At 71.9% G+C, this 17,370-nt stretch carries 18 protein-coding genes; 15 read left to right on the top strand and 3 right to left on the bottom strand.

Going from position 1 to position 17,370, the window contains the following annotated elements; genetic code table 11:
- Positions 1–13: 13 nt before the first annotated feature.
- On the bottom strand, positions 14–1,834 hold the full coding sequence (locus ACYQ8Q_RS05745; RefSeq protein WP_460062529.1) for an FAD-dependent monooxygenase: 1,821 nt from the start codon (positions 1,832–1,834) through the stop codon (positions 14–16).
- Positions 1,835–2,000: 166 nt separating this feature from the next.
- Here ACYQ8Q_RS05745 and ACYQ8Q_RS05740 point away from each other — a divergent pair, with 166 nt between their 5' ends.
- The 12 genes from ACYQ8Q_RS05740 (at position 2,001) to ACYQ8Q_RS05685 (ending at position 12,394) form a co-directional block, all read left to right on the top strand.
- Positions 2,001–2,606: an RraA family protein gene (locus ACYQ8Q_RS05740; RefSeq protein ID WP_460062528.1), complete on the top strand. Its 606-nt coding sequence runs from the start codon at positions 2,001–2,003 to the stop codon at positions 2,604–2,606.
- Between the two features lie 17 nt (positions 2,607–2,623).
- Complete coding sequence (locus ACYQ8Q_RS05735) at positions 2,624–3,040, top strand: RidA family protein (RefSeq protein WP_460062527.1); 417 nt, start codon at positions 2,624–2,626, stop codon at positions 3,038–3,040.
- Positions 3,037–4,008, top strand: a complete 972-nt coding sequence (locus ACYQ8Q_RS05730; protein WP_460062526.1) for an amidohydrolase family protein — start codon at positions 3,037–3,039, stop codon at positions 4,006–4,008. The genes ACYQ8Q_RS05735 and ACYQ8Q_RS05730 overlap by 4 nt, the downstream gene beginning before the upstream one ends.
- Positions 4,009–4,024: 16 nt before the next feature.
- Positions 4,025–5,008, top strand: a complete 984-nt coding sequence (locus ACYQ8Q_RS05725) for a DODA-type extradiol aromatic ring-opening family dioxygenase (protein ID WP_460062525.1) — start codon at positions 4,025–4,027, stop codon at positions 5,006–5,008.
- Positions 5,005–5,739: an RraA family protein gene (locus ACYQ8Q_RS05720; RefSeq protein WP_460062523.1), complete on the top strand. Its 735-nt coding sequence runs from the start codon at positions 5,005–5,007 to the stop codon at positions 5,737–5,739. Before ACYQ8Q_RS05725 ends, ACYQ8Q_RS05720 begins: the two co-directional genes overlap by 4 nt.
- Complete coding sequence (locus tag ACYQ8Q_RS05715) at positions 5,736–6,416, top strand: RraA family protein (protein WP_460062521.1); 681 nt, start codon at positions 5,736–5,738, stop codon at positions 6,414–6,416. The genes ACYQ8Q_RS05720 and ACYQ8Q_RS05715 overlap by 4 nt, the downstream gene beginning before the upstream one ends.
- A 39-nt stretch (positions 6,417–6,455) precedes the next feature.
- On the top strand, positions 6,456–7,394 hold the full coding sequence (locus tag ACYQ8Q_RS05710; RefSeq protein WP_460062519.1) for an SDR family oxidoreductase: 939 nt from the start codon (positions 6,456–6,458) through the stop codon (positions 7,392–7,394).
- A 68-nt stretch (positions 7,395–7,462) separates the two neighbouring features.
- Positions 7,463–8,137, top strand: a complete 675-nt coding sequence (locus ACYQ8Q_RS05705) for a GntR family transcriptional regulator (protein WP_460062517.1) — start codon at positions 7,463–7,465, stop codon at positions 8,135–8,137.
- 62 nt (positions 8,138–8,199) lie between these two features.
- On the top strand, positions 8,200–9,381 hold the full coding sequence (locus ACYQ8Q_RS05700; protein ID WP_460062516.1) for a thiolase family protein: 1,182 nt from the start codon (positions 8,200–8,202) through the stop codon (positions 9,379–9,381).
- A gap of 37 nt (positions 9,382–9,418) precedes the next feature.
- Positions 9,419–10,204, top strand: coding sequence for an enoyl-CoA hydratase/isomerase family protein (locus ACYQ8Q_RS05695; protein WP_460062514.1), 786 nt, complete (start codon positions 9,419–9,421; stop codon positions 10,202–10,204).
- Positions 10,205–10,295: 91 nt separating this feature from the next.
- A complete protein-coding gene (locus ACYQ8Q_RS05690; RefSeq protein ID WP_460062513.1) occupies positions 10,296–11,033 on the top strand; it encodes a GntR family transcriptional regulator in 738 nt (245 codons plus the stop codon).
- Between the two features lie 230 nt (positions 11,034–11,263).
- Positions 11,264–12,394, top strand: coding sequence for a DUF3500 domain-containing protein (locus ACYQ8Q_RS05685; protein WP_460062510.1), 1,131 nt, complete (start codon positions 11,264–11,266; stop codon positions 12,392–12,394).
- Positions 12,395–12,565: 171 nt separating this feature from the next.
- Here ACYQ8Q_RS05685 and ACYQ8Q_RS05680 read toward each other — a convergent pair whose 3' ends face one another.
- Together ACYQ8Q_RS05680 and ACYQ8Q_RS05675 are read right to left on the bottom strand one after the other, a co-directional pair.
- Positions 12,566–13,387 carry an alpha/beta fold hydrolase gene (locus ACYQ8Q_RS05680; protein WP_460062509.1) on the bottom strand — a complete coding sequence of 274 codons (822 nt, stop codon included), beginning with the start codon at positions 13,385–13,387 and terminating at the stop codon, positions 12,566–12,568.
- Positions 13,388–13,404: 17 nt separating this feature from the next.
- The gene (locus ACYQ8Q_RS05675) at positions 13,405–14,514 is read right to left on the bottom strand and encodes an LLM class flavin-dependent oxidoreductase (RefSeq protein WP_460062508.1); all 1,110 of its coding nucleotides are present in this window, start codon (positions 14,512–14,514) and stop codon (positions 13,405–13,407) included.
- A gap of 276 nt (positions 14,515–14,790) precedes the next feature.
- Here ACYQ8Q_RS05675 and ACYQ8Q_RS05670 point away from each other — a divergent pair, with 276 nt between their 5' ends.
- The 3 genes from ACYQ8Q_RS05670 to ACYQ8Q_RS05660 all read left to right on the top strand — a co-directional run bounded on the left by ACYQ8Q_RS05670 (position 14,791) and on the right by ACYQ8Q_RS05660 (position 17,265).
- Positions 14,791–15,366 carry a flavin reductase family protein gene (locus ACYQ8Q_RS05670; RefSeq protein ID WP_460062506.1) on the top strand — a complete coding sequence of 192 codons (576 nt, stop codon included), beginning with the start codon at positions 14,791–14,793 and terminating at the stop codon, positions 15,364–15,366.
- Positions 15,363–16,256: an LLM class F420-dependent oxidoreductase gene (locus tag ACYQ8Q_RS05665; RefSeq protein WP_460062504.1), complete on the top strand. Its 894-nt coding sequence runs from the start codon at positions 15,363–15,365 to the stop codon at positions 16,254–16,256. The genes ACYQ8Q_RS05670 and ACYQ8Q_RS05665 overlap by 4 nt, the downstream gene beginning before the upstream one ends.
- A 124-nt stretch (positions 16,257–16,380) precedes the next feature.
- A complete protein-coding gene (locus tag ACYQ8Q_RS05660; RefSeq protein WP_460062502.1) occupies positions 16,381–17,265 on the top strand; it encodes a fumarylacetoacetate hydrolase family protein in 885 nt (294 codons plus the stop codon).
- The last annotated feature ends 105 nt before the right edge of the window (positions 17,266–17,370 follow it).

Raw genomic sequence — 17,370 nt, 5'->3', positions numbered from 1 at the left:
CGCTCCTTGTCGGTCAGGGCGTGGCCGTGGTGGGGGTGTGCGACGGCTGGAGGGCGAGCACCGAGCACACGGCCCGGCGGAGTTCGGCGGGGCTGTCGGCGGACCGGTCGGCCGACCGCCAGGCCACGTGCAGGTCCGGGCGTACGAGCAGGGCGCCCCGCGCGCCGATCCCGCGGACCTCCGCCCATGCGCCGTCCGGGTCGGTCCATGCGGAGCCCGTACCGATGGCGCGCAGCCGGACGGCGGCTCCGGTGTCGGCCAGCTCCCGGACGGCCTCGGCCCAGGGGCCGGCGTGGGCGGCGTCGACGAGCAGGGTCAGGCCCCGCGGGGCGACCGTGCCGTGCACCGACTCCCGGACGCCGTCCCGGTCGAGCCAGACATGGGGGAGGTGGTGGCCCGGGCGGGTGCTGGGCACGTAGTCGCGCAGCGGGTCCTTGCCCTCGGGCGCCGGGGTGCCGTCGGGGACGAGCGCGCCGGACTCGTAGTGGTAGCCCAGCTCCACCCCGAGCTGGCTGTAGTCGTCCGCGTTGCTCGCCACCGCTTCGGCGACCGCGCGCCGGGTCTCGCCGTCCGGCCCCTCGGCGAGCCAGGAGCCGATGGCCGCCCAGCCCTCCTCCTCGGGCTGCTCGGCCCGCAGGCCCAGGGCCGCCGCGATCCGGGCGTGGCCACCGGCGTTGTTGAGGGAGTGGTCGACGTTGAACGCGCCGACCGGGCGCCGCTCGCTCTCGTAGCTGTCGAGGAGCGCGTCGGAGGCCTCGCCGGACAGTACGGCGGCGAGCTTCCAGGCGAGGTTGTGCACGTCCTGGACCGCGGTGTTGAGTCCGAGGCCGCCGGTCGGGGGGTGCCGATGGGCCGCGTTGCCGACCAGGAAGACGGGGCCCAGCCGCTGGCGCCGGGCGACCACGCCCTCCAGCTCCCAGTGGCTGACGGCGTGCACCTCGATGTCCAGGTCCGGCACACCGAGCATCCGGCGGAAGCGGGCGAGGACCGCCTCCCGGTCGTACCGCGCCGGATCGTCGGTGCGGAAGGCGGTGTGCACGGCCCACTCGGCGGAGTCACGGCCCCAGGTGTCGGGGCCCATCGCGCACAGGACCCCCGCGAAGGAGCCGCGGCCGTCCGGGTTGACGAAGTAATGGAGCAGGGTCTCGTTGTCCTGGATCCACGGTGACAGGTCGATGGTGGCGTGCGCGGTGACCATGTCGACCAGCCCGGTGGGGCCGTCCAGCTCGATGCCGAGCAGGTCCGCGCAGGTGCGTCCCCCGTCCGCCGCGACGACGTAGCGGGCGCGCACCTCGTACGGCGTGCCGCTGTCCCGGTCCCGCACGGTGGCCCTCGCCCCCTGCCCACCGCCGTCCGGGTCGGGGGCGAGGGCGGTCAGCTCGTGGTGGAAGCGGATGTTCTCGGCTCCGCACACCTCCTCGGCGCGAGCCCGCAGCAGCCGGTCGAGGCGCATCTGGGGCACGTTGGCGTACCGGCAGGGGCTGGCCCGCGCGTAGCGCTCGGCGTCCGCTCCGCCGCCCCAGGCGGGCAGCGCCCCGATCATCTGTCCGAAGGGCGCGACCGGTCCGGCGAGCGTGGTGTGCCAGGCCACCTGGTGCCATCGGTCTTCCGGAGGGGAGAGGGCGTAGACCGTGTCGGCCACCCCCATCTCGGTGAAGACCTCCATCGTGCGCTGGTTCAGCAGATGCGCGCGGGGCAGCGACGAGGCCTGCGGATGCCGTTCCACCAGCAGGACGTCGACCCCTTTGAGGCCGAGCAGGACGGCCGCGCCGAGTCCGGCCGGGCCGCCTCCGACGATCAGGACTTCCGGCTCGTGGTGGGGGGGACTGCTCATCACGTCGGCTCCCTTGCCAGGCGGACTGGTGCGTCTGGACAGAAGGTAGAGCCGCCGAAAGATTGAATGCAATAGTGAAGCCAAAATGGAGCGAGAGATTGAATTCAATCTTGCATCCGTCTACGGTGGGCGGCATCCCCGGACCAAGGAAGGACGGGACACCGCCATGCGGAGCACCACAGCCGCCACTCTGTCCTCGGCGACGCTGCACGAGGCGGCGGGCCGGATCGGAGCGCTGCCGTCCGTCATCCGTCCCGTCTTCGCCGGGGCGCGCGTCGCGGGCCCGGCCTTCCCGGTCGCCTCCCCGCCGGGCGACAACCTCTGGATCCACCGCGCCGTGTACGCCGCCGAGCCGGGCGACGTACTCGTCGTCGATGTCGGCGGCGGAACCGAGTTCGGCTACTGGGGCGAGATCCTGAGCACCGCCGCCCTGGCCCGGGAGCTGGCCGGCCTCGTCATCAACGGCGGGGTGCGGGACCGGGAGGCCCTGGCGGACCTCGGCCTTCCGGTGTTCTCCGCCGGACTGTGCATCCGCGGCACCGGCAAGGACTTCGACGCCACCGGTTCCCTGGGCGCGTCCGTGCGCATCGGCGACGTGTTCGTCGAGCGGGGCGACCTGGTGGTCGGCGACGCGGACGGCGTGGTGGTGATTCCCGGGGCGGACGCCGAGGCCGTGGTGAAGGCCGGCGCCGAGCGCGACGCCAAGGAGGCCGAGCTGATGCGCCGTATCCGTGCGGGCGAGCGGACCCTCGACCTCTACGGCTGGCACTGAGACAGGAGCGACGACCGATGACCGCAAGCCGCAGGCAGCCGATCGAAGTACCCGGAGTGCACCACGGCGGAGCCCCTTTCCCGCTCGCCGTCCGGATCGACAACCTCCTGGTCTCCAGCGCCGTGCACGGCATGGACCCCGGGACCGGGAAGGTCCCCGACGGACTGGAGGCACAGACCGCCGGGGTGTTCGCCAACATCCGCCGGATCCTGGACGCCGCCGGAGCCGGCACCGGCGACATCGCCAAGGTCACCGTCCTCCTCGGCGAGGGCCAGTCCCGCGAGCCGCTGAACGCCCAGTGGGTGGCGATGTTCCCCGACCCGGACGACCGGCCGGTGCGCCACACCGTGCCCTCGGCGCTCCAGCCCCCGCTGCTGATCCAGTGCGAAATCACCGCCGTCCTGCCCACCCGACTCCCCGAGGAGCACTCGTGATCATCGACAGCCACGCCCATCTGGTGGCTCCGGACTCCTTCTACGGTCTGTGGACGTTCCTGGAGGCGGCCGGCACCTACCACGGACGCCTTCCCTCCAAGGCCACGGAGGAGGACCTGCTCACCTCCGCCCGTCGGCAGATCACGCTGATGGACGAGGTCGGCACCGACATCCAGCTGACCTCGCCGCGTCCGTTCCTGCTGAAGCACTCGGCCCGCTCCGCGCAGACCGTGCACTGGTGGATCGAGGCGAACAACGACGCCATCGCGACCCAGGTCGCCGCCTTCCCCGACCGGCTGCGCGGCGTCTGCGCCCTGCCGCAGGTCGCCGGTGAACCGATCACCACGGTCTTCGACGAACTGGACCGCAACCTGGAGCGCGGGTTCGTCGGCGTCCTGCTCAACCCCGACCCCAGCGAGGGCGCCGGAACCACGCCGGTGATGGGCGACGCGTACTGGTACCCCCTGTACGAGCGCCTCGTCGAACGCGATGTCCCGGCCCTGCTGCACCCCGCGGCCTGCTACGGCCGCGAGAGCTACAGCGAGCACTTCATCACCGAGGAGAGCCTCGCGATCAACAGCATGATCCGGTCCGGGGTCTTCCGGGACTTCCCCGACCTGAAGATCGTCGTCCCGCACGGCGGCGGCTCGGTCCCCTACCAGCTCGGCCGGTGGATCGCCCACGACCGCGGCATCCTCAGCGACCGCACGGGCGACCGCGAGACCTTCGTCGAGACCCTGAAGCGGTTCTGGTTCGACACCTGCCTCTACACGCAGGAAGCCCTGGAACTGCTCATCGCCGTCGTCGGCGCGGACCGCGTCCTGTTCGGCACCGAACGCCCGGGCAGCGGCGGCAGCCTGGAGGACCTCAAGCCCGTCATCGAGAAGATCCCCACACTGTCCGACGACGAGCGGCGCGCGGTGTTCGAGGGCAACGCCCGGCACGTCTACACGCGGCTGAACGGCTGAAGGGAGAAGTCCGACAATGGCGAACATCGTTGCCGTGGCCGGCACTTCGCACAGCCCCATGCTCGGCATGGAGCCGGCGAAGATGTGGGCCCTGCGGGCCGAACACGACAAGTCCAACACCGAGTTGTACGACACCGACGGCGTGATCCGGCCGTACGACGAGATCGCCGAGCGTGCGGGCGACCGCTATCTGGGCGAACTGTCGCCCGAGATCTGGGACCGGAAGTTCGGCCAGGCGCAGGCCGACATCAAGCGGCTGGCCGAGGACCTCGTCTCGCTCGACCTGGACGCCGTCGTCATCGTCGGCGACGACCAGGACGAGCTCTTCTCCCACCAGAACCTGCCCTCCATCGCCGTCTACCACGGCGAGGAGATGACCACCCACCACCCCGTCGAGATGGGCCTCGGACCCCAGATCATCGAGGTGCAGCGCCGCCTCGGCATGGACGGCGAGACCTACCCGGCCGACGCGAAGCTGGGCCGCCACATCATCGAGAGCCTGGTCGACCAGGGCTTCGACATCTCCTCCAGCGACTCCACCGCCCCGGACACCGGATTCGGGCACGCCTTCGCCTGGGTCGCGGGACGGCTCCTGAAGGGGCACACGATCCCGTCCGTGCCGATCCTCCTCAACACCTACTTCAAACCCAACCAGCCCACCCCCGCCCGGTGTTACGACCTCGGCGCGGCGCTGCGCAAGGCCGTCGAGGCCCTTCCCGGCGACGCCCGGGTGGCCGTCGTCGCCTCCGGCGGACTCAGCCACTTCGTGGTGGACGCCGAACTGGACCGCGCGCTGCTCGACGCCATGTCCGAGCACGACGCCGCCGCTCTCCGAGGGCTGCCCGCCCACCGGATGGACTCGGGCACCTCGGAGATCCGCAACTGGATCACCGCGGCGGGCGCGGGCGCCCACCTGGCCACCAAGTGGGTCGACTACCTGCCCGCCTACCGCACCCCCGCCGGCACCGGCGTCGGCCTGGCCTTCGGACTGTGGGCATGACCGGCGCGGCACGTCCGGCCCCGGCCGGGGCCGAAGCCAGGGACGAAGCCAGGGACAAGGCCACGGACGAGGCGGTGACGCGGCTGGCCCGGCTGGACGCCTGCGCCGTCTCCGACGCGCTCGACAAGCTGGGGCTGCCGGGTGCGGCCCTGGGCCTGAGCGCGCTGGCCGCGCCGCGCCGCATCGCCGGACGCGCGGTCACCGTGCACCTGGTCGACGACCGCCCCGGCGCGGTGACCGCCGGGCGCCACCTCGGCACCGCGGCCGTCGACGCGTCGGGTCCCGGCGACGTCATCGTCGTCGCCCACCACGGCAGGACCTACGCGGCCGGCTGGGGAGGCGTGCTCTCCGCGGGCGCCAAACGCAACGGCGTGGAGGGCGTCGTCGTGCACGGCGCCTGCCGTGACGTGGACGAGGCCCGCGCACTCGACCTGCCCCTCTACGCGACCACGGGCGTGCCGGTCACCGCCCGGGGCCGGGTCGTGGAACGCGCCTGGAACGTCCCCGTCGACATCGCCGACGTACCCGTGTACCCCGGCGACCTGGTCATCGCCGACGCCAGCGGGGTCGTCTTCGTCCCGGTCGCGCACGCCGAGGAGGTGCTCGCCACCGCCGAGGCGATCACGGCGAGGGAACGCGCCATGGTCGCGCGGGTCCGGGCCGGTCACGCCCTGGCCGAGGTGATGTCCGCCGACTACGAAACCATGCTGGACGGAGGAGCGTCACGATGACGGAGACGACGGACACGACGCAGTCCCTGGTGAAGGCGCTCCGCGACCTCGACACCAGCCATGTCAGCGACGCCCTGGACCGGCTGGGCATCGCCGGGCAGTGCCTGGGCGTCATGCCCCTCGACCGTGCCTTCCGCCTGGCCGGACCGGCCTTCACCGTGCGCTACGGTCCCGTCGGCACCGACCCCGGCACCGTCGGCGACTACATCGACGACCTGGACCCGGGCACCGTGGTCGTCCTCGACAACGCGGGCCGCCTGGACGTCACGGTGTGGGGCGACCTGCTGACCGCCACCGCCTCCCGGCGTGGGCTCGGCGGCACCGTCGTCGACGGCGTCTGCCGCGACTCCGACCGGGCCTTCGAACTCGGCTACCCCGTCTACAGCCGGGGCCGCTGGATGCGCACGGGCAAGGACCGGGTCCGGGTCGACGGCTACCAGGTGCCGGTGAGCGTCGGCGGTGTCCGGGTGGAACCGGGTGACCTGCTGCTCGGCGACGCCGACGGTGTCGTGGCCGTCCCGGTGGCGCGGGCCGAGGAGGTGATCGCCGCGGCCGGGCGGATCAGGGACGCGGAGAACCGGATCCGGGCCGAGGTGGAGCAGGGCACCTCGCTGACCGAGGCCCGCGCCGCGGCCGGCTACCACACGCTCCAGACCCGGGACCGCTCCGGCCACTGACGGCGCCCTCGGCGGACACCCCCTGAGAGAGGAGTTCCGATGTCCCGCGACAGCAACAGGAAACCCGTTCCGCGCAGCGTCCTCGTCTTCGGCGCGTCCGGCCGGATCGGCAGGCCACTGGTGGAGTTCCTGCACCAGGAGGCACCGCGGATCCGGCTGCGTGTGGCGACCAGCGACCGGGAGCGCGTCGAAGCGCTCCAGAGCGCCTTCCCGTACGCCGAAGCCGTCCACGCCGACTACGCCGACCTCGCCTCGCTGGAGGTGGCCGCACAGGGGATGGAGGGCGTCTTCGTCATCGCCCCGACCGGGACGGACGAGCAGACCGCCATGACGAACCTGGTCGGCGCGGTCGGGGCAGCGGGTACGGCCGTACACGTCCTGCGTGTGCTCGGCATGCAGCCGGAGGCCAACCCGCACCGTCTCCCGCAGCACATACGGGACCTGGGAACCGGACTGCCCACCCAGCACCCCCTCGCGAAGCGGATCCTCGACGAGAGCGGTCTGCCCGTGACGTACCTGAACATCGGCGCCACGTTCATGGACAACCTCATGCGCACGAAGGAGGGTCTGCGGCGTGAGCGCAAGCTCGTCTGGCACGACCGCCTCATCCCGTGGATCCACCCCGGGGACGTGGCGGAGGTCGCCGGGCGCCTGTTCCTCTCGGACGACCACCGGCACATCGGCCAGTTCCACACCCTGAACAACGGCCACGACCTCAAGCGCTACAGCGATGTCGCCGAGCTCATGAGCGAGGTCTTCGGCGAGGAGATCACGCACGACGGCAGCAGGGACGGCTTTCTGAAGGCGTACGACTGGTTCGGCGTGCGCCCGTCGTCGGAGCTCTGGGACTTCTTCACCTACGAGGAGGAGAACGAGGTCGTCTGGGCCCGCAACGACTTCGTCGAGCGCACGCTCGGGCGCAGACCGCTCACCCTGCGGGAATGGCTGAAGGACAACGCGCGAACGCTGCTGCCGTAGACGAGGCCGTGGATGTGGTGATCCTTATACTGCCTGCAAAATTGGATTCAACCTCCAGGAGTGATCGCGTGACGGAAACCCATCGGCGCACTCTGGCCAAGGAAGGCGCCAGCGCCGAGCGGGCGGTGCGTGAACTGCGGAACCAGATTCTCCAGGGCCGGCTCCTGCCCGGCGAGCAGATCCGGCAGGAGGAGATCGCGGAGCAGCTCCGGATCAGCCGGGTCCCGGTCCGCGAGGCGCTCAGTGTGCTGGCCAGCGAGGGGCAGCTGACGCACCGCCCCCACCAGGGGTACTTCGTCACCAAGCGCTCTCCGGAGGAACTCGCCCAGATCGGCCTCATGCTCGCGCTCCTCGAGAACGAGCTGGCGCGCACCGTCGTATGGCCCTCGGACGAGGTGATCGCGGAACTGCGGTCGCTCAACGAGGACATGGCACGGCTGGTGGACCGGCCCGAGTGGGTCGAGATGGTGGCCCTCAACCACGCGTTCCACCTGCGGATCTTCGGGCTCTCTCCCCTCGGACTGGTGCTGGACGAGGTACGGCGGCTGTGGATGCTGGCGGACGCGTTCATCGCGATCGACTACGCGACACGGGAGCACCGCCGGCAGACGGTCGCCCAGCACGAGCGCATCCTCAAGGCGCTCGCCGCCCGCAACCGGGCCCGGTTCCTGAAGAGCGTCAACGACCACCGCGACAGCACGGATGTCGGAGCCCGCGCGGGCATGGGACATCGCAGTACCTGAAGGGGCCCGTCGGCCCTGCGACACGACGGGCCGCAGAGCCGTAGGCAACGGAAGGACAACCCGTGACGGAGCAGGAGAAGATCCTCGTCCTCGACGGGGCGCGCACGCCCATTGGCGGTTTCGGAGGCGCGTTCGCCGGCGTTCCCGCACACGAACTCGGCGCCGCCGCGGCACGCGAGGCGCTGACCCGGGCGGGCGTCGCGCCCGGCGAGGTCGACGAGGTCGTGATGGGGTGCATCGGCCAGGCCGGGCCGGACGCGTACAACGCCCGCCGTGTCGCCCTGGCGGCCGGTCTGGACGTCGCCACCCCGGCGTACACCGTCAACCGGCTGTGCGGCAGCGGCCTCCAGGCCGTCTGGTCGGCGGCGATGCAGCTGCGCTGGGGCGGGGTGGACATCGCGCTGGCCGGCGGCGACGAGAACATGAGCCGCATGCCGTTCTACGACTTCGGCGCCCGCTCCGGCTACCGCCTGGGCGACCGGACGCTCCACGACGGCACGGTGCTGATGCTGACCGACCCCTTCCACGGCGTCCACATGGGCGTCACCGCGGAGAACGTCGCCGCCAAGTACGGCGTCTCCCGCCGGGAGCAGGACGAGTTCGCGGCCCTGTCCCAGCGGCGGGCCGCCTCCGAGGCGGCCCGCGCCGCCTTCGCCGAGGAGATCGTCCCGGTCGAGGTCGGCGGCCGCGCGCCACGGACGGTGGACGCGGACGAACACCCGCGTCCGGACACCACGGTCGAGATCCTGGCCGGTCTGCGCCCGGCGTTCCAGCCCGGCGGCACGGTGACCGCCGGGAACTCCTCCGGCATCAACGACGCGGGCGCCGCCCTGGTGCTGGCCGGACAGTCCGTGGCGGCCGAGCGGGACCTGCCCGCGCTGGTGTCCCTGGAGGCGGTGGCGACCGCCGCGATGGAACCCGAACTGATGGGCTACGCACCGGTGCTCGCACTGCGGAAGCTGTTCGAGCGGACCGGCACCTCTCCCTCCGACATCGACACGGTCGAGCTGAACGAGGCCTTCGCCGCGCAGGCCGTCGCCGTGATCCGGGACGCCGGGCTGGATCCGGAGAAGGTCAACCCGTACGGGGGTGCCATCGCCCTGGGCCACCCGGTGGGCGCCACCGGGGCGATCCTCACCCTGCGCGTCGCGAAGGACCTGGTCCGTCGCGACCTGGAACTGGGCGTGGTCACCCTGTGCATCGGCGGTGGACAGGCCCTCGCGGCCCTGTTCCGCCGTGTGTGACCCACCCCGGCACATCCGAGGAAGGAGTGAGTGCCCCATGACCGATCCCGTCCGCTGTGAGTACGAGGAGGGAGTGGTCCGGATCGTTCTCGCCAGGCCGGAGAGGGCCAACGCCGTCGATCTGGCGACCGCACGCGCCTTCGGTGCGGCGGTCGACCGGGCGGCCCGCGACGATGTGCGCGCCGTCGTCGTCCTGGGGGAGGGCCGGAGGTTCTGCGCCGGCGGCGATGTGGCGGCGATGGCCGCCGCGCCCGACCGGCCCGCGTACCTGGAGCGGCTGGCCACGGAGTTCGACGAGGTCCTGCGCAGGCTGGCCGCCCTGCCCAAGCCGGTCGTGGCGGGGGTCAGGGGGGCTGTGGCGGGCGCGGGCCTGGCGCTGATGCTCAGCTGCGACGTGATCGTGTCGGGCGCCTCGACGAAGTTCGTCATGGCGTACGCGGACATCGGGCTGACACCCGACTGCGGGGTCTCCCACCTCCTGCCGCGGGCCATAGGACAGCAGCGCGCACTCGAACTCGCCCTCACCGGCCGGGTGCTCACGGCGGCGGAGGCCGCCGACTGGGGGCTGGTCAGCGAGGTCGTGGACGACGAGTCCGCCGACGCACGGGCCGTACGGCTCGCCGAACGGCTCGCCGCGGGACCGGCTCACGCCCTCGGACAGACCCGGCTCCTGCTGCGCTCCCAGCATCCGACCCGGGAGGAGACGGGCCGGGAGGAGGCCAGGGTGATCGCCCGGGCGGTCGGGGGAACCGAGGCCAAGACGCTGGTCGACGCGTTCGTCGCCCGTGGCCCGAAGAGCGCCGGGGGTGGGCCCGCCTCCTGATATGTCACAGAGTCCCTTGTGCGATGCATCCGGTAGGCTGCGTCGCGGCGAGCGCCGCAGCCCGTGCAGGCGTGAGGAGGGACCAGGACCCGTGAGCGAACCCCGACCCGATGCCGTGCCCCTGGGGGAGTCCGCCTATCTGCGGATCCGGGGTGACATCATCAGCTGCCGGCTCGCTCCGGGCGCGCGGCTCACCGAACGGCGGCTGGCCGCCGACACGGGATTCGGGATCTCACCGGTCCGGGACGCGCTGACCCGCCTCGACCACGAGGGGCTGGTGCGCACCCTGCCGAGGAAGGGCTACCAGGTCAAGCCGCTCACCATCAAGGCGGTCGACGACCTCTTCGACTTCTGGTCCCTCATCGGCCCGGAGGTGGGCCGCCGTGGTGTGGCCGGAGCCACCGCCGGACAGCTCGACCGGATGATCGCCCTCAGCGAGGAGATGGTGGCACTCACCAGGGAGCGGGGCCACTCCCGCGAGGTGGTCCAGCGCACGGTCGAGCTCACCGACGAGATGTTCACCGTGCTGGCCGCGGCGACCGGGAACGAGTACCTGACGGCCACGGGCGCCCGGCTGTCCGGAGAGCTCTCGCGGGTGTGGACCCTGGTCATCGACTCCGAACTCCTGGACTACGGCGATCCGCTCCTCCATCTGGACACGTGGAAGGACATCTTTCTGCACCGCGACGGGGACCGGGCCGCGGAGTCCATGCGGCAGCACATCGAGCAGTCCCACAACCGGGTCCTGCGTACCCTCGCCCGCTGGCCGTCCGTGATCGCGACCGAGGTCGTTCCGCTGGGCAGGCCACCGGAGCGGCAGGAGTCTTGACACTCTGATATGTCAGACCTAATGTCTGACATATCACAAGGAGGGGCGAGTCGTGTACCTCCGTGTGGATCTCCGCGGGCGGGGCCGCATCCGGGCGCACGCCCACTCCCCGCGGCGTCAGAAGGCATTCACCGTGGCCGCCGGATCACGTCCGCGGCCCTGACACGGGCCGCTGCCGCACGGTTCCCCGCCCCACGGCCACCGCGGCAGCCGGCCAGGAACGGTCTGACATGACGATCGAGGCCCACACCGCGACGCAGACGTACGAAGCCCCGGAGACCATCCGCCGGATGCTCGTGACCACCTGGGCACTGCTGTACAGCCTGGACGGCTCCCAGCGTCGCGAGTGCGAGTTCCCGATGGACCATCCGGGCCGCACCGACTGGGACTTCATCCCCAAGCCGGACCGCCAGGGCATACCGCTCGCCCGGCTGAACCCCCATCAGCGCACCCTCGTGCACAGCCTCCTGGCGGCCTCGCTGAGCGAGCAGGGCTACACCCAGGTACTGCAGGTCATGGCGATGGAGAACATCCTGCGCGAGCGTGAGCAGCAGGCGCTGGGCGCGCCCACGGGCGACTTCCGCAACAGCGACCAGTACTTCCTTGCCTTCTACGGCCGGCCCGGCTTCGAGGACACCTGGGGCTGGCGCTTCCTCGGGCACCATGTCTCCCTGAGCTACACCGTCGTCGGCCAGCGCTGGCTCACCGTCACCCCGTGCAACCTGGGCGCCCAGCCCGCGCGCGCCGGTGTCCTCGCCCCGCTGGCGCACGAGGAGGACCAGGCCTTCGCGCTGCTGCGCTCGCTCACTCCGGCGCAGCGGGAGCGGACGGTCATCCACACGGTGGCGCCCGCCGACTACGTCACCCGGCAGGTGCCGTTCATCGGCAAGGTGGAGTATCCCGACCACGAGGACCTGGGCATTCCCTGGTACCGCATCACCGACGAGGACCGTGAGGCCCTGAAGTTCAGCAAGGACGACCCGAAGGGCGTGTGCGGGAGCGACCTCGGCGGCGGACAGGGCGACGCGCTCGTGGCGCTCGTCGCGACCTTCCTGCGCCGGATGCCCGACGAACTGGCGCTCAAGCAGCTCGCCCGGGTCGAGCGGGAGGGCCTGGACAACCTCTACTTCTGCTGGGCCGGGGGACAGGAACCCGGCACGCCCCACTACTTCCGCATCCAAGGGGCGTCCCTGCTGGTCGAGTTCGACAACGCCATCGACAACGGCAACCACGTCCACTCCATGTGGCGGGACTACCGCAACGACCTCGGCCACGACCTGCTCGCCGACCACTACGAGCGGGAGCGCACCACGGGGCACCACCTGGACACGCGGCTGCGGTCCAGCGTCGCGGACGAATGAGGGCACGCGAGGGCACGCGTGACCGGCTCCGGGTGGCGGCACGCCCCCGGAGCCCCGGCCGCCGTCGGCGCGTGACGGCGCGGCGGCCGGCCGCGGGGCGGGACACGGTACGTCCGTCCGTCGTCCGCCGCCGCGACCGGCCGCCGCGGGATCATGGGGCGGTGCCCCGGTTCACGGGTTGATCAGAGTGGACTCCTCGGGCAGCAGGAACGCCCAGCCCCGGCTGAGGAAGTCCCCGACCAGGTCCGCGAAGGCCTCGGGCCGGTCCGCCTGGGCGTCGTGAGCCGCCCGGTGGATGAGGACGAAGTTGCAGTTCGGCATGGCGGCCTTGAACGTGCGCCCGTTCTCCGGCGGGATCACCCCGTCGCAGTCGCCGTACACGACGAGCGTGCGCACCTGACACTCCGCGAGACGGGCCACCACCCGCTCGTCACGGTGCGGCAGCGCACCCAGCAACCGTCCGACCAGCGGCCAGGAGCGGGCCATGCCGGCCGGGTCGGGGGGCCGCCAGGCAGGGACGCGCTCGGGGTTCCGGCGGAACATGCGGCGCATCTCGTCCGGGGGCAGGTCGGGGGAGGGCCGGGTCTCGCCCTCCCGGAAGGTCGCCGGGGCCTCCAGCACCAGGGAGACCAGCCGCTGCGGGTGCTCCAGCGCGAGGAAGGTGGCGACGGCGCCTCCGAACGAGGTGCCCAGCAGGTGGTAGGCGTCCAGGCCGAGAGCCGCCGTGACCGCGTCGACGGTCGCGGCCATCTCGGCGAGCGACCGATGACGGTCGTTGGGCTGTTCGCCGAAGCCGGGCATTTCGAGGAGGAGCACCCGGAAACGCTCGGCGAGCAGATCCAGCGCGAAGGACAACGCCGGTCCGCCCGCGCCGTGCAGCACGACCAGCGGGACGCCCTCTCCGGCCTCGTGGTACCGGACGGTGAAGCCGTCGGCCTCGACCGAGTGCGTGGTGAAGCCCGTGCCGGGCTCGGTGGTTGTCGCGGTTGTCATCTGCGGCTCCTGAGCGGTCAGACGGTGGTCGGGGCGTCGGCGTGCAGGGCGGGGATCAGCTCCCGGCCGATGAGCTTGATGGAGCGCATCACCTGGTCATGGTCGAGCGAACCGCTGGGATCCACGAGGACGAGCTCCACGCGCCCCATGCCGACGTGCCGCTCCACCTCCCGGATCTGTTCGAGCACGGTCTCCGGGCCGCCCAGGAAGGACGGCCCGAACTGCGGCGCCATCGAAGGGTCCAGCGGCGCCCCCTTGGGGGCCCCGGCCATCGCCGCCCCCGCCGTGGCCACGGTGAGGAAGACCTCGAGGTTGTCGGTGGACGCGATCCCCGCTCCCCACGGCCACCGGTCGCCGGTGTCGAGCCGGGCCTGCTCGTCGGTCTCGGCGACGTAGGCGCCCTGCCGGTAGAGGATGTTGTCCGCCGTCGGCGTCCACCCGGCCTCCTCGGCGGCCTCGCGATACGCGGCCACGAGAGGGACGGCCTCCTCCGCCGCCATGAAGCTGAAACCGGCGTCGCAGCGCATGCGTCCGGCGAACCGGGCGGACGCGAGACTGTTGGCCGACAGCAGGATCCTCGGGTGGGGCTTCTGCACCGGCTGGGGGAACAGGGCGATGTTCCGGTAGCGGTAGTACCTGCCCTCCCAGCCGAACGGCTCGGGCTCCGTCAGGGCCCGGATGACCAGCTCGACGGCTTCCTCGAACTGCTCCCGGGACTCCCAGGGGTTGGTGCCGTACGTCATGTACTCGTTCGGGGTGCCGCGCAGCAGGGCGAACCGCAGCCGGCCCCCCAGCATGGTGTCGAGCGTGGCGTACTGCTCGGCGACCAGGACCGGGTTGTGCAGGGGGAGGTCCGTGCCCATGACGCCGATCCTGGCGTCGGGCAGCCGCTCACCGATCGCGGCGGCGAACAGGTGCGGAACCGGCGTGAGCTGCGCCGTGTAGTGGTGCTCGGCCACGTTGAGCTGGTCGAACCCGGCCTCGTGGGCGGCCTCCATCTGTTCGAGGCCGAGCCGGACGGACCTCGTGCCCTGTTCGCTGTCGTACCACCGGGGCCGCAGGGGCCAGTGCTCCGGTGTTTCGAGCTTGCCGTAGTACCTGACGGGAGAGAAGAGCTCGACCTGCATGCGGGAACCCCTTCGGAAGAGGAGACACCGGCGTAGGAGCCGGAGGGCTGCCGCGTCACGCGGCTTCTGCTGTGGCAGAGAATCTCGCCTGATATTTCACAAGCTAGGTTTGCGGCGTGGGCGGCGTCAACAGGTCGGACACGGCCTCTCCGTCTCGGCTCGTCCTTCCGTCGGACGAAAATATGAAACATCAGCTTGACCTAGGTGACACATCAGCACCACGCTGTAGAGGTCGCCCGACGTACCGTTCACGCCACGTCCGAGAAGGCGGTCCCCATGAGAACCACCGCTCCTTCGCAGCCCGCGCCTCCGGCCCGTGGCGGTGTGCCCGCCGACCTCTTCCGACGCGTCATGGGATCGGTGTGCACCCCCGTCGCCGTCGCGACGGCCGTCACCGAGGGCCGGCCGCACGGCACCACGGTCAGCGCCTTCTCGGCGCTCTCCCTCGACCCGCCGATGGTCATGCTCGCGCTGGACGGCGGTTCCGCGCTGTTGTCGATCCTGGAGCACACCCGCAGGTTCGGCCTCAACGTCCTGAGTGCCGACCAGGGTGACCTGGCGCTGAACTTCGCGGGCAAGGGAGCCGACAGGTTCGCCGGGATCGCCTGGTGGGAGGACTGCGGGCTGCCCCGGCTGGGGGGCGTCATCGGCTGGCTCGCCTGCGAGGTGACCCGTTTCGTCGAAGGGGGCGACCACCTCGTGGCCCTCGGCACGGTCAGTTCCGCCGCCTGCCGGGACACCGCACCCCTCACCTACCACCGCCGGGCGTTCGGCACGCACGCCGTGCCGACCGCCGCTCCCGACGCGACGCCCCCCGCCGTGCACCACGACCCGTCCAGGAGTGCCCCTTGACCGTCGGACTCAGCTGTGACCTGGCGTACTTCGGCGCACCGGAGGCCATCCGGGACGTCGCCCAGGCGGCGGAGGAACTGGGCTACGACAGCCTGTGCTTCTCCGAGCACGTGGCGGTGACCACCGACACGCCGCTGCCGCCCGGCTTCTCCCACGACGACCCCTGGCACGAGGCCATGACCTTCGCCGCCTACGTCGCCGCCGTCACCAGCCGCATCGAGATCACCACCTCGATGATGCTGCTGCCCCTGCGCCCCACGGTGCTCGCCGCCAAGCAGGCCGCCGAGGTCGACCTGTTGTCGGGCGGGCGGCTGCGCCTCGGCGTGTCCGTCGGCTGGAACGAGCGCGAGGTGACCGCCCTCGGTCAGAACCCCCGCGAGCGTGGCGCGCGACTGGAGGAACAGGTCGAGGTGATGCGCCTGCTGTGGGCCGGGCCCGACGTGACCTACACGGGCCGGTTCCACCGGCTGACCGGGGTCGCCGTCCACCCTCGGCCGAACCGGCGTATCCCGGTGTGGATGGGTGCGGGCGGGTTCGCGCGCGGTGCGCCCACGGACGGCGTTCCCACCGACCGGGCCCTGCGCCGCATCGCGCGGCTCGCCGACGGCTACAAGATGATCGCTCCGCTCGGCCTGCACCCGGAGAAGGCGCACGAGACCGTGGACCGGCTGCGCGGGTACGTACGGGAAGCGGGACGGCCCGCGGACGCGGTCGGCGTCGAGGCCAGGCTGCTCACCCAGGTGGTGCCCGAGGACAAGTGGCGCGATGTCCTGGACGCATGGTCCAAGGCCGGCGCGACCCATCTCGGCCTGGGCAACCGCATCGTCGGCGGCACTCCCGACGACCAGATCGCGGCCCTCGCCCACGCCATGGACGTCCTGCGGGGCTGAAAGCGGGCAGGTGGCTCCGGGTGCGGCGGGCAGGGTGCGGAGCCCCTGAGGAACCGACCGACGCCGGGACGGCCGTGGGCACCGATGCCCGGGCGGACACCGGCCGGGTACGAGGAGAGTGGTCATGACGGAACGCGCATGGGCCGACGGCGTCGGCCTGGGCCGAGCGGACCTGCCGGACGGCGCCGCCATGGTGCTGTACCGGCCGGGGGCCGACTCGGCGCATCTCGCCACGGTCGACGGGGCGGCCTTCGCCGATCTGCCCCCGCTGCTGGAGGCCGCCGCGGGCGACGCCGCCCGCATCGAACCGGGCGAGGCGGTCGCGCTGGCCGAGACCGGTCTGCTGAGCCCCGTCGGCCGCCCGCGCAAGATCATCTGTGTCGGGCAGAACTACCCGGCCCACATCGGCGAGACGGGCAACGCCGCCGCCCCGCCCTACCCGGACCTGTTCCCCAAGTGGGACAACGCGCTGGCCGGCCCCCGCGCCGAGCTCGCCCTGCCACCGGAGTCGGACCAGGTCGACTTCGAGAGCGAACTCGCCGTCGTGATCGGCAGACGCTGCCGCCGTGTGCCCGCCGGGCAGGTGGCCGACGTCGTGTTCGGCTACACCGTCGCCAACGACGGTTCCGTACGCGACTACCAGGCCCACACCCGGGGCCGTACCGCCGGGAAGGCGTGGGACGGACTCACCCCGCTCGGGCCGGTCGTCGTCCCCGCGGAGCGGCTCGGAGGAGTACGCCCCGACCTGCGGATCACCGGAGCGCTCAACGGCGAGGTCATGCAGGACGACCGCACCAGCAGCATGGTCTTCGGGGTCACCGAACTGGTCACGTACCTCTCGACGTTCCTCACCCTGGAGCCCGGTGACCTGATCCTCACCGGCACCCCGTCCGGGGTCGGTGTCGTCCGGCGGCCGCCCCGACTGCTGGGTGACGGCGACGAGTTCGAGGCACGCGTCGAGGGCATCGGCGCCCTGCGCAACCGCTACCTCGCGGAGAAGCGGTCCTGAGCGGTCCTGAGCGGTCCTGAGCGGTTCAAGTGCCGCTCACAGGTGCTCCAGTACCCGACCACCCCACGACCCGACCACTGCACTGTTCATGGACAACACGTCAGA

The organism is Streptomyces sp. YKOK-I1 (genome assembly GCF_054660435.1).
The sequence above is the reverse complement of the archived record's forward strand: the minus strand, read 5'-3'. Positions and strand labels throughout refer to the sequence as shown.

Coding starts and splice junctions, on each gene's coding strand:
- ACYQ8Q_RS05745 (WP_460062529.1), bottom strand. CDS start 1,834: ATGAGCAGTCCCCCCCACCACGAGCCGGAAGTCCTGATCGTCGGAGGC.
- ACYQ8Q_RS05740 (WP_460062528.1), top strand. CDS start 2,001: ATGCGGAGCACCACAGCCGCCACTCTGTCCTCGGCGACGCTGCACGAG.
- ACYQ8Q_RS05735 (WP_460062527.1), top strand. CDS start 2,624: ATGACCGCAAGCCGCAGGCAGCCGATCGAAGTACCCGGAGTGCACCAC.
- ACYQ8Q_RS05725 (WP_460062525.1), top strand. CDS start 4,025: ATGGCGAACATCGTTGCCGTGGCCGGCACTTCGCACAGCCCCATGCTC.
- ACYQ8Q_RS05720 (WP_460062523.1), top strand. CDS start 5,005: ATGACCGGCGCGGCACGTCCGGCCCCGGCCGGGGCCGAAGCCAGGGAC.
- ACYQ8Q_RS05715 (WP_460062521.1), top strand. CDS start 5,736: ATGACGGAGACGACGGACACGACGCAGTCCCTGGTGAAGGCGCTCCGC.
- ACYQ8Q_RS05710 (WP_460062519.1), top strand. CDS start 6,456: ATGTCCCGCGACAGCAACAGGAAACCCGTTCCGCGCAGCGTCCTCGTC.
- ACYQ8Q_RS05695 (WP_460062514.1), top strand. CDS start 9,419: ATGACCGATCCCGTCCGCTGTGAGTACGAGGAGGGAGTGGTCCGGATC.
- ACYQ8Q_RS05685 (WP_460062510.1), top strand. CDS start 11,264: ATGACGATCGAGGCCCACACCGCGACGCAGACGTACGAAGCCCCGGAG.
- ACYQ8Q_RS05680 (WP_460062509.1), bottom strand. CDS start 13,387: ATGACAACCGCGACAACCACCGAGCCCGGCACGGGCTTCACCACGCAC.
- ACYQ8Q_RS05675 (WP_460062508.1), bottom strand. CDS start 14,514: ATGCAGGTCGAGCTCTTCTCTCCCGTCAGGTACTACGGCAAGCTCGAA.
- ACYQ8Q_RS05670 (WP_460062506.1), top strand. CDS start 14,791: ATGAGAACCACCGCTCCTTCGCAGCCCGCGCCTCCGGCCCGTGGCGGT.
- ACYQ8Q_RS05660 (WP_460062502.1), top strand. CDS start 16,381: ATGACGGAACGCGCATGGGCCGACGGCGTCGGCCTGGGCCGAGCGGAC.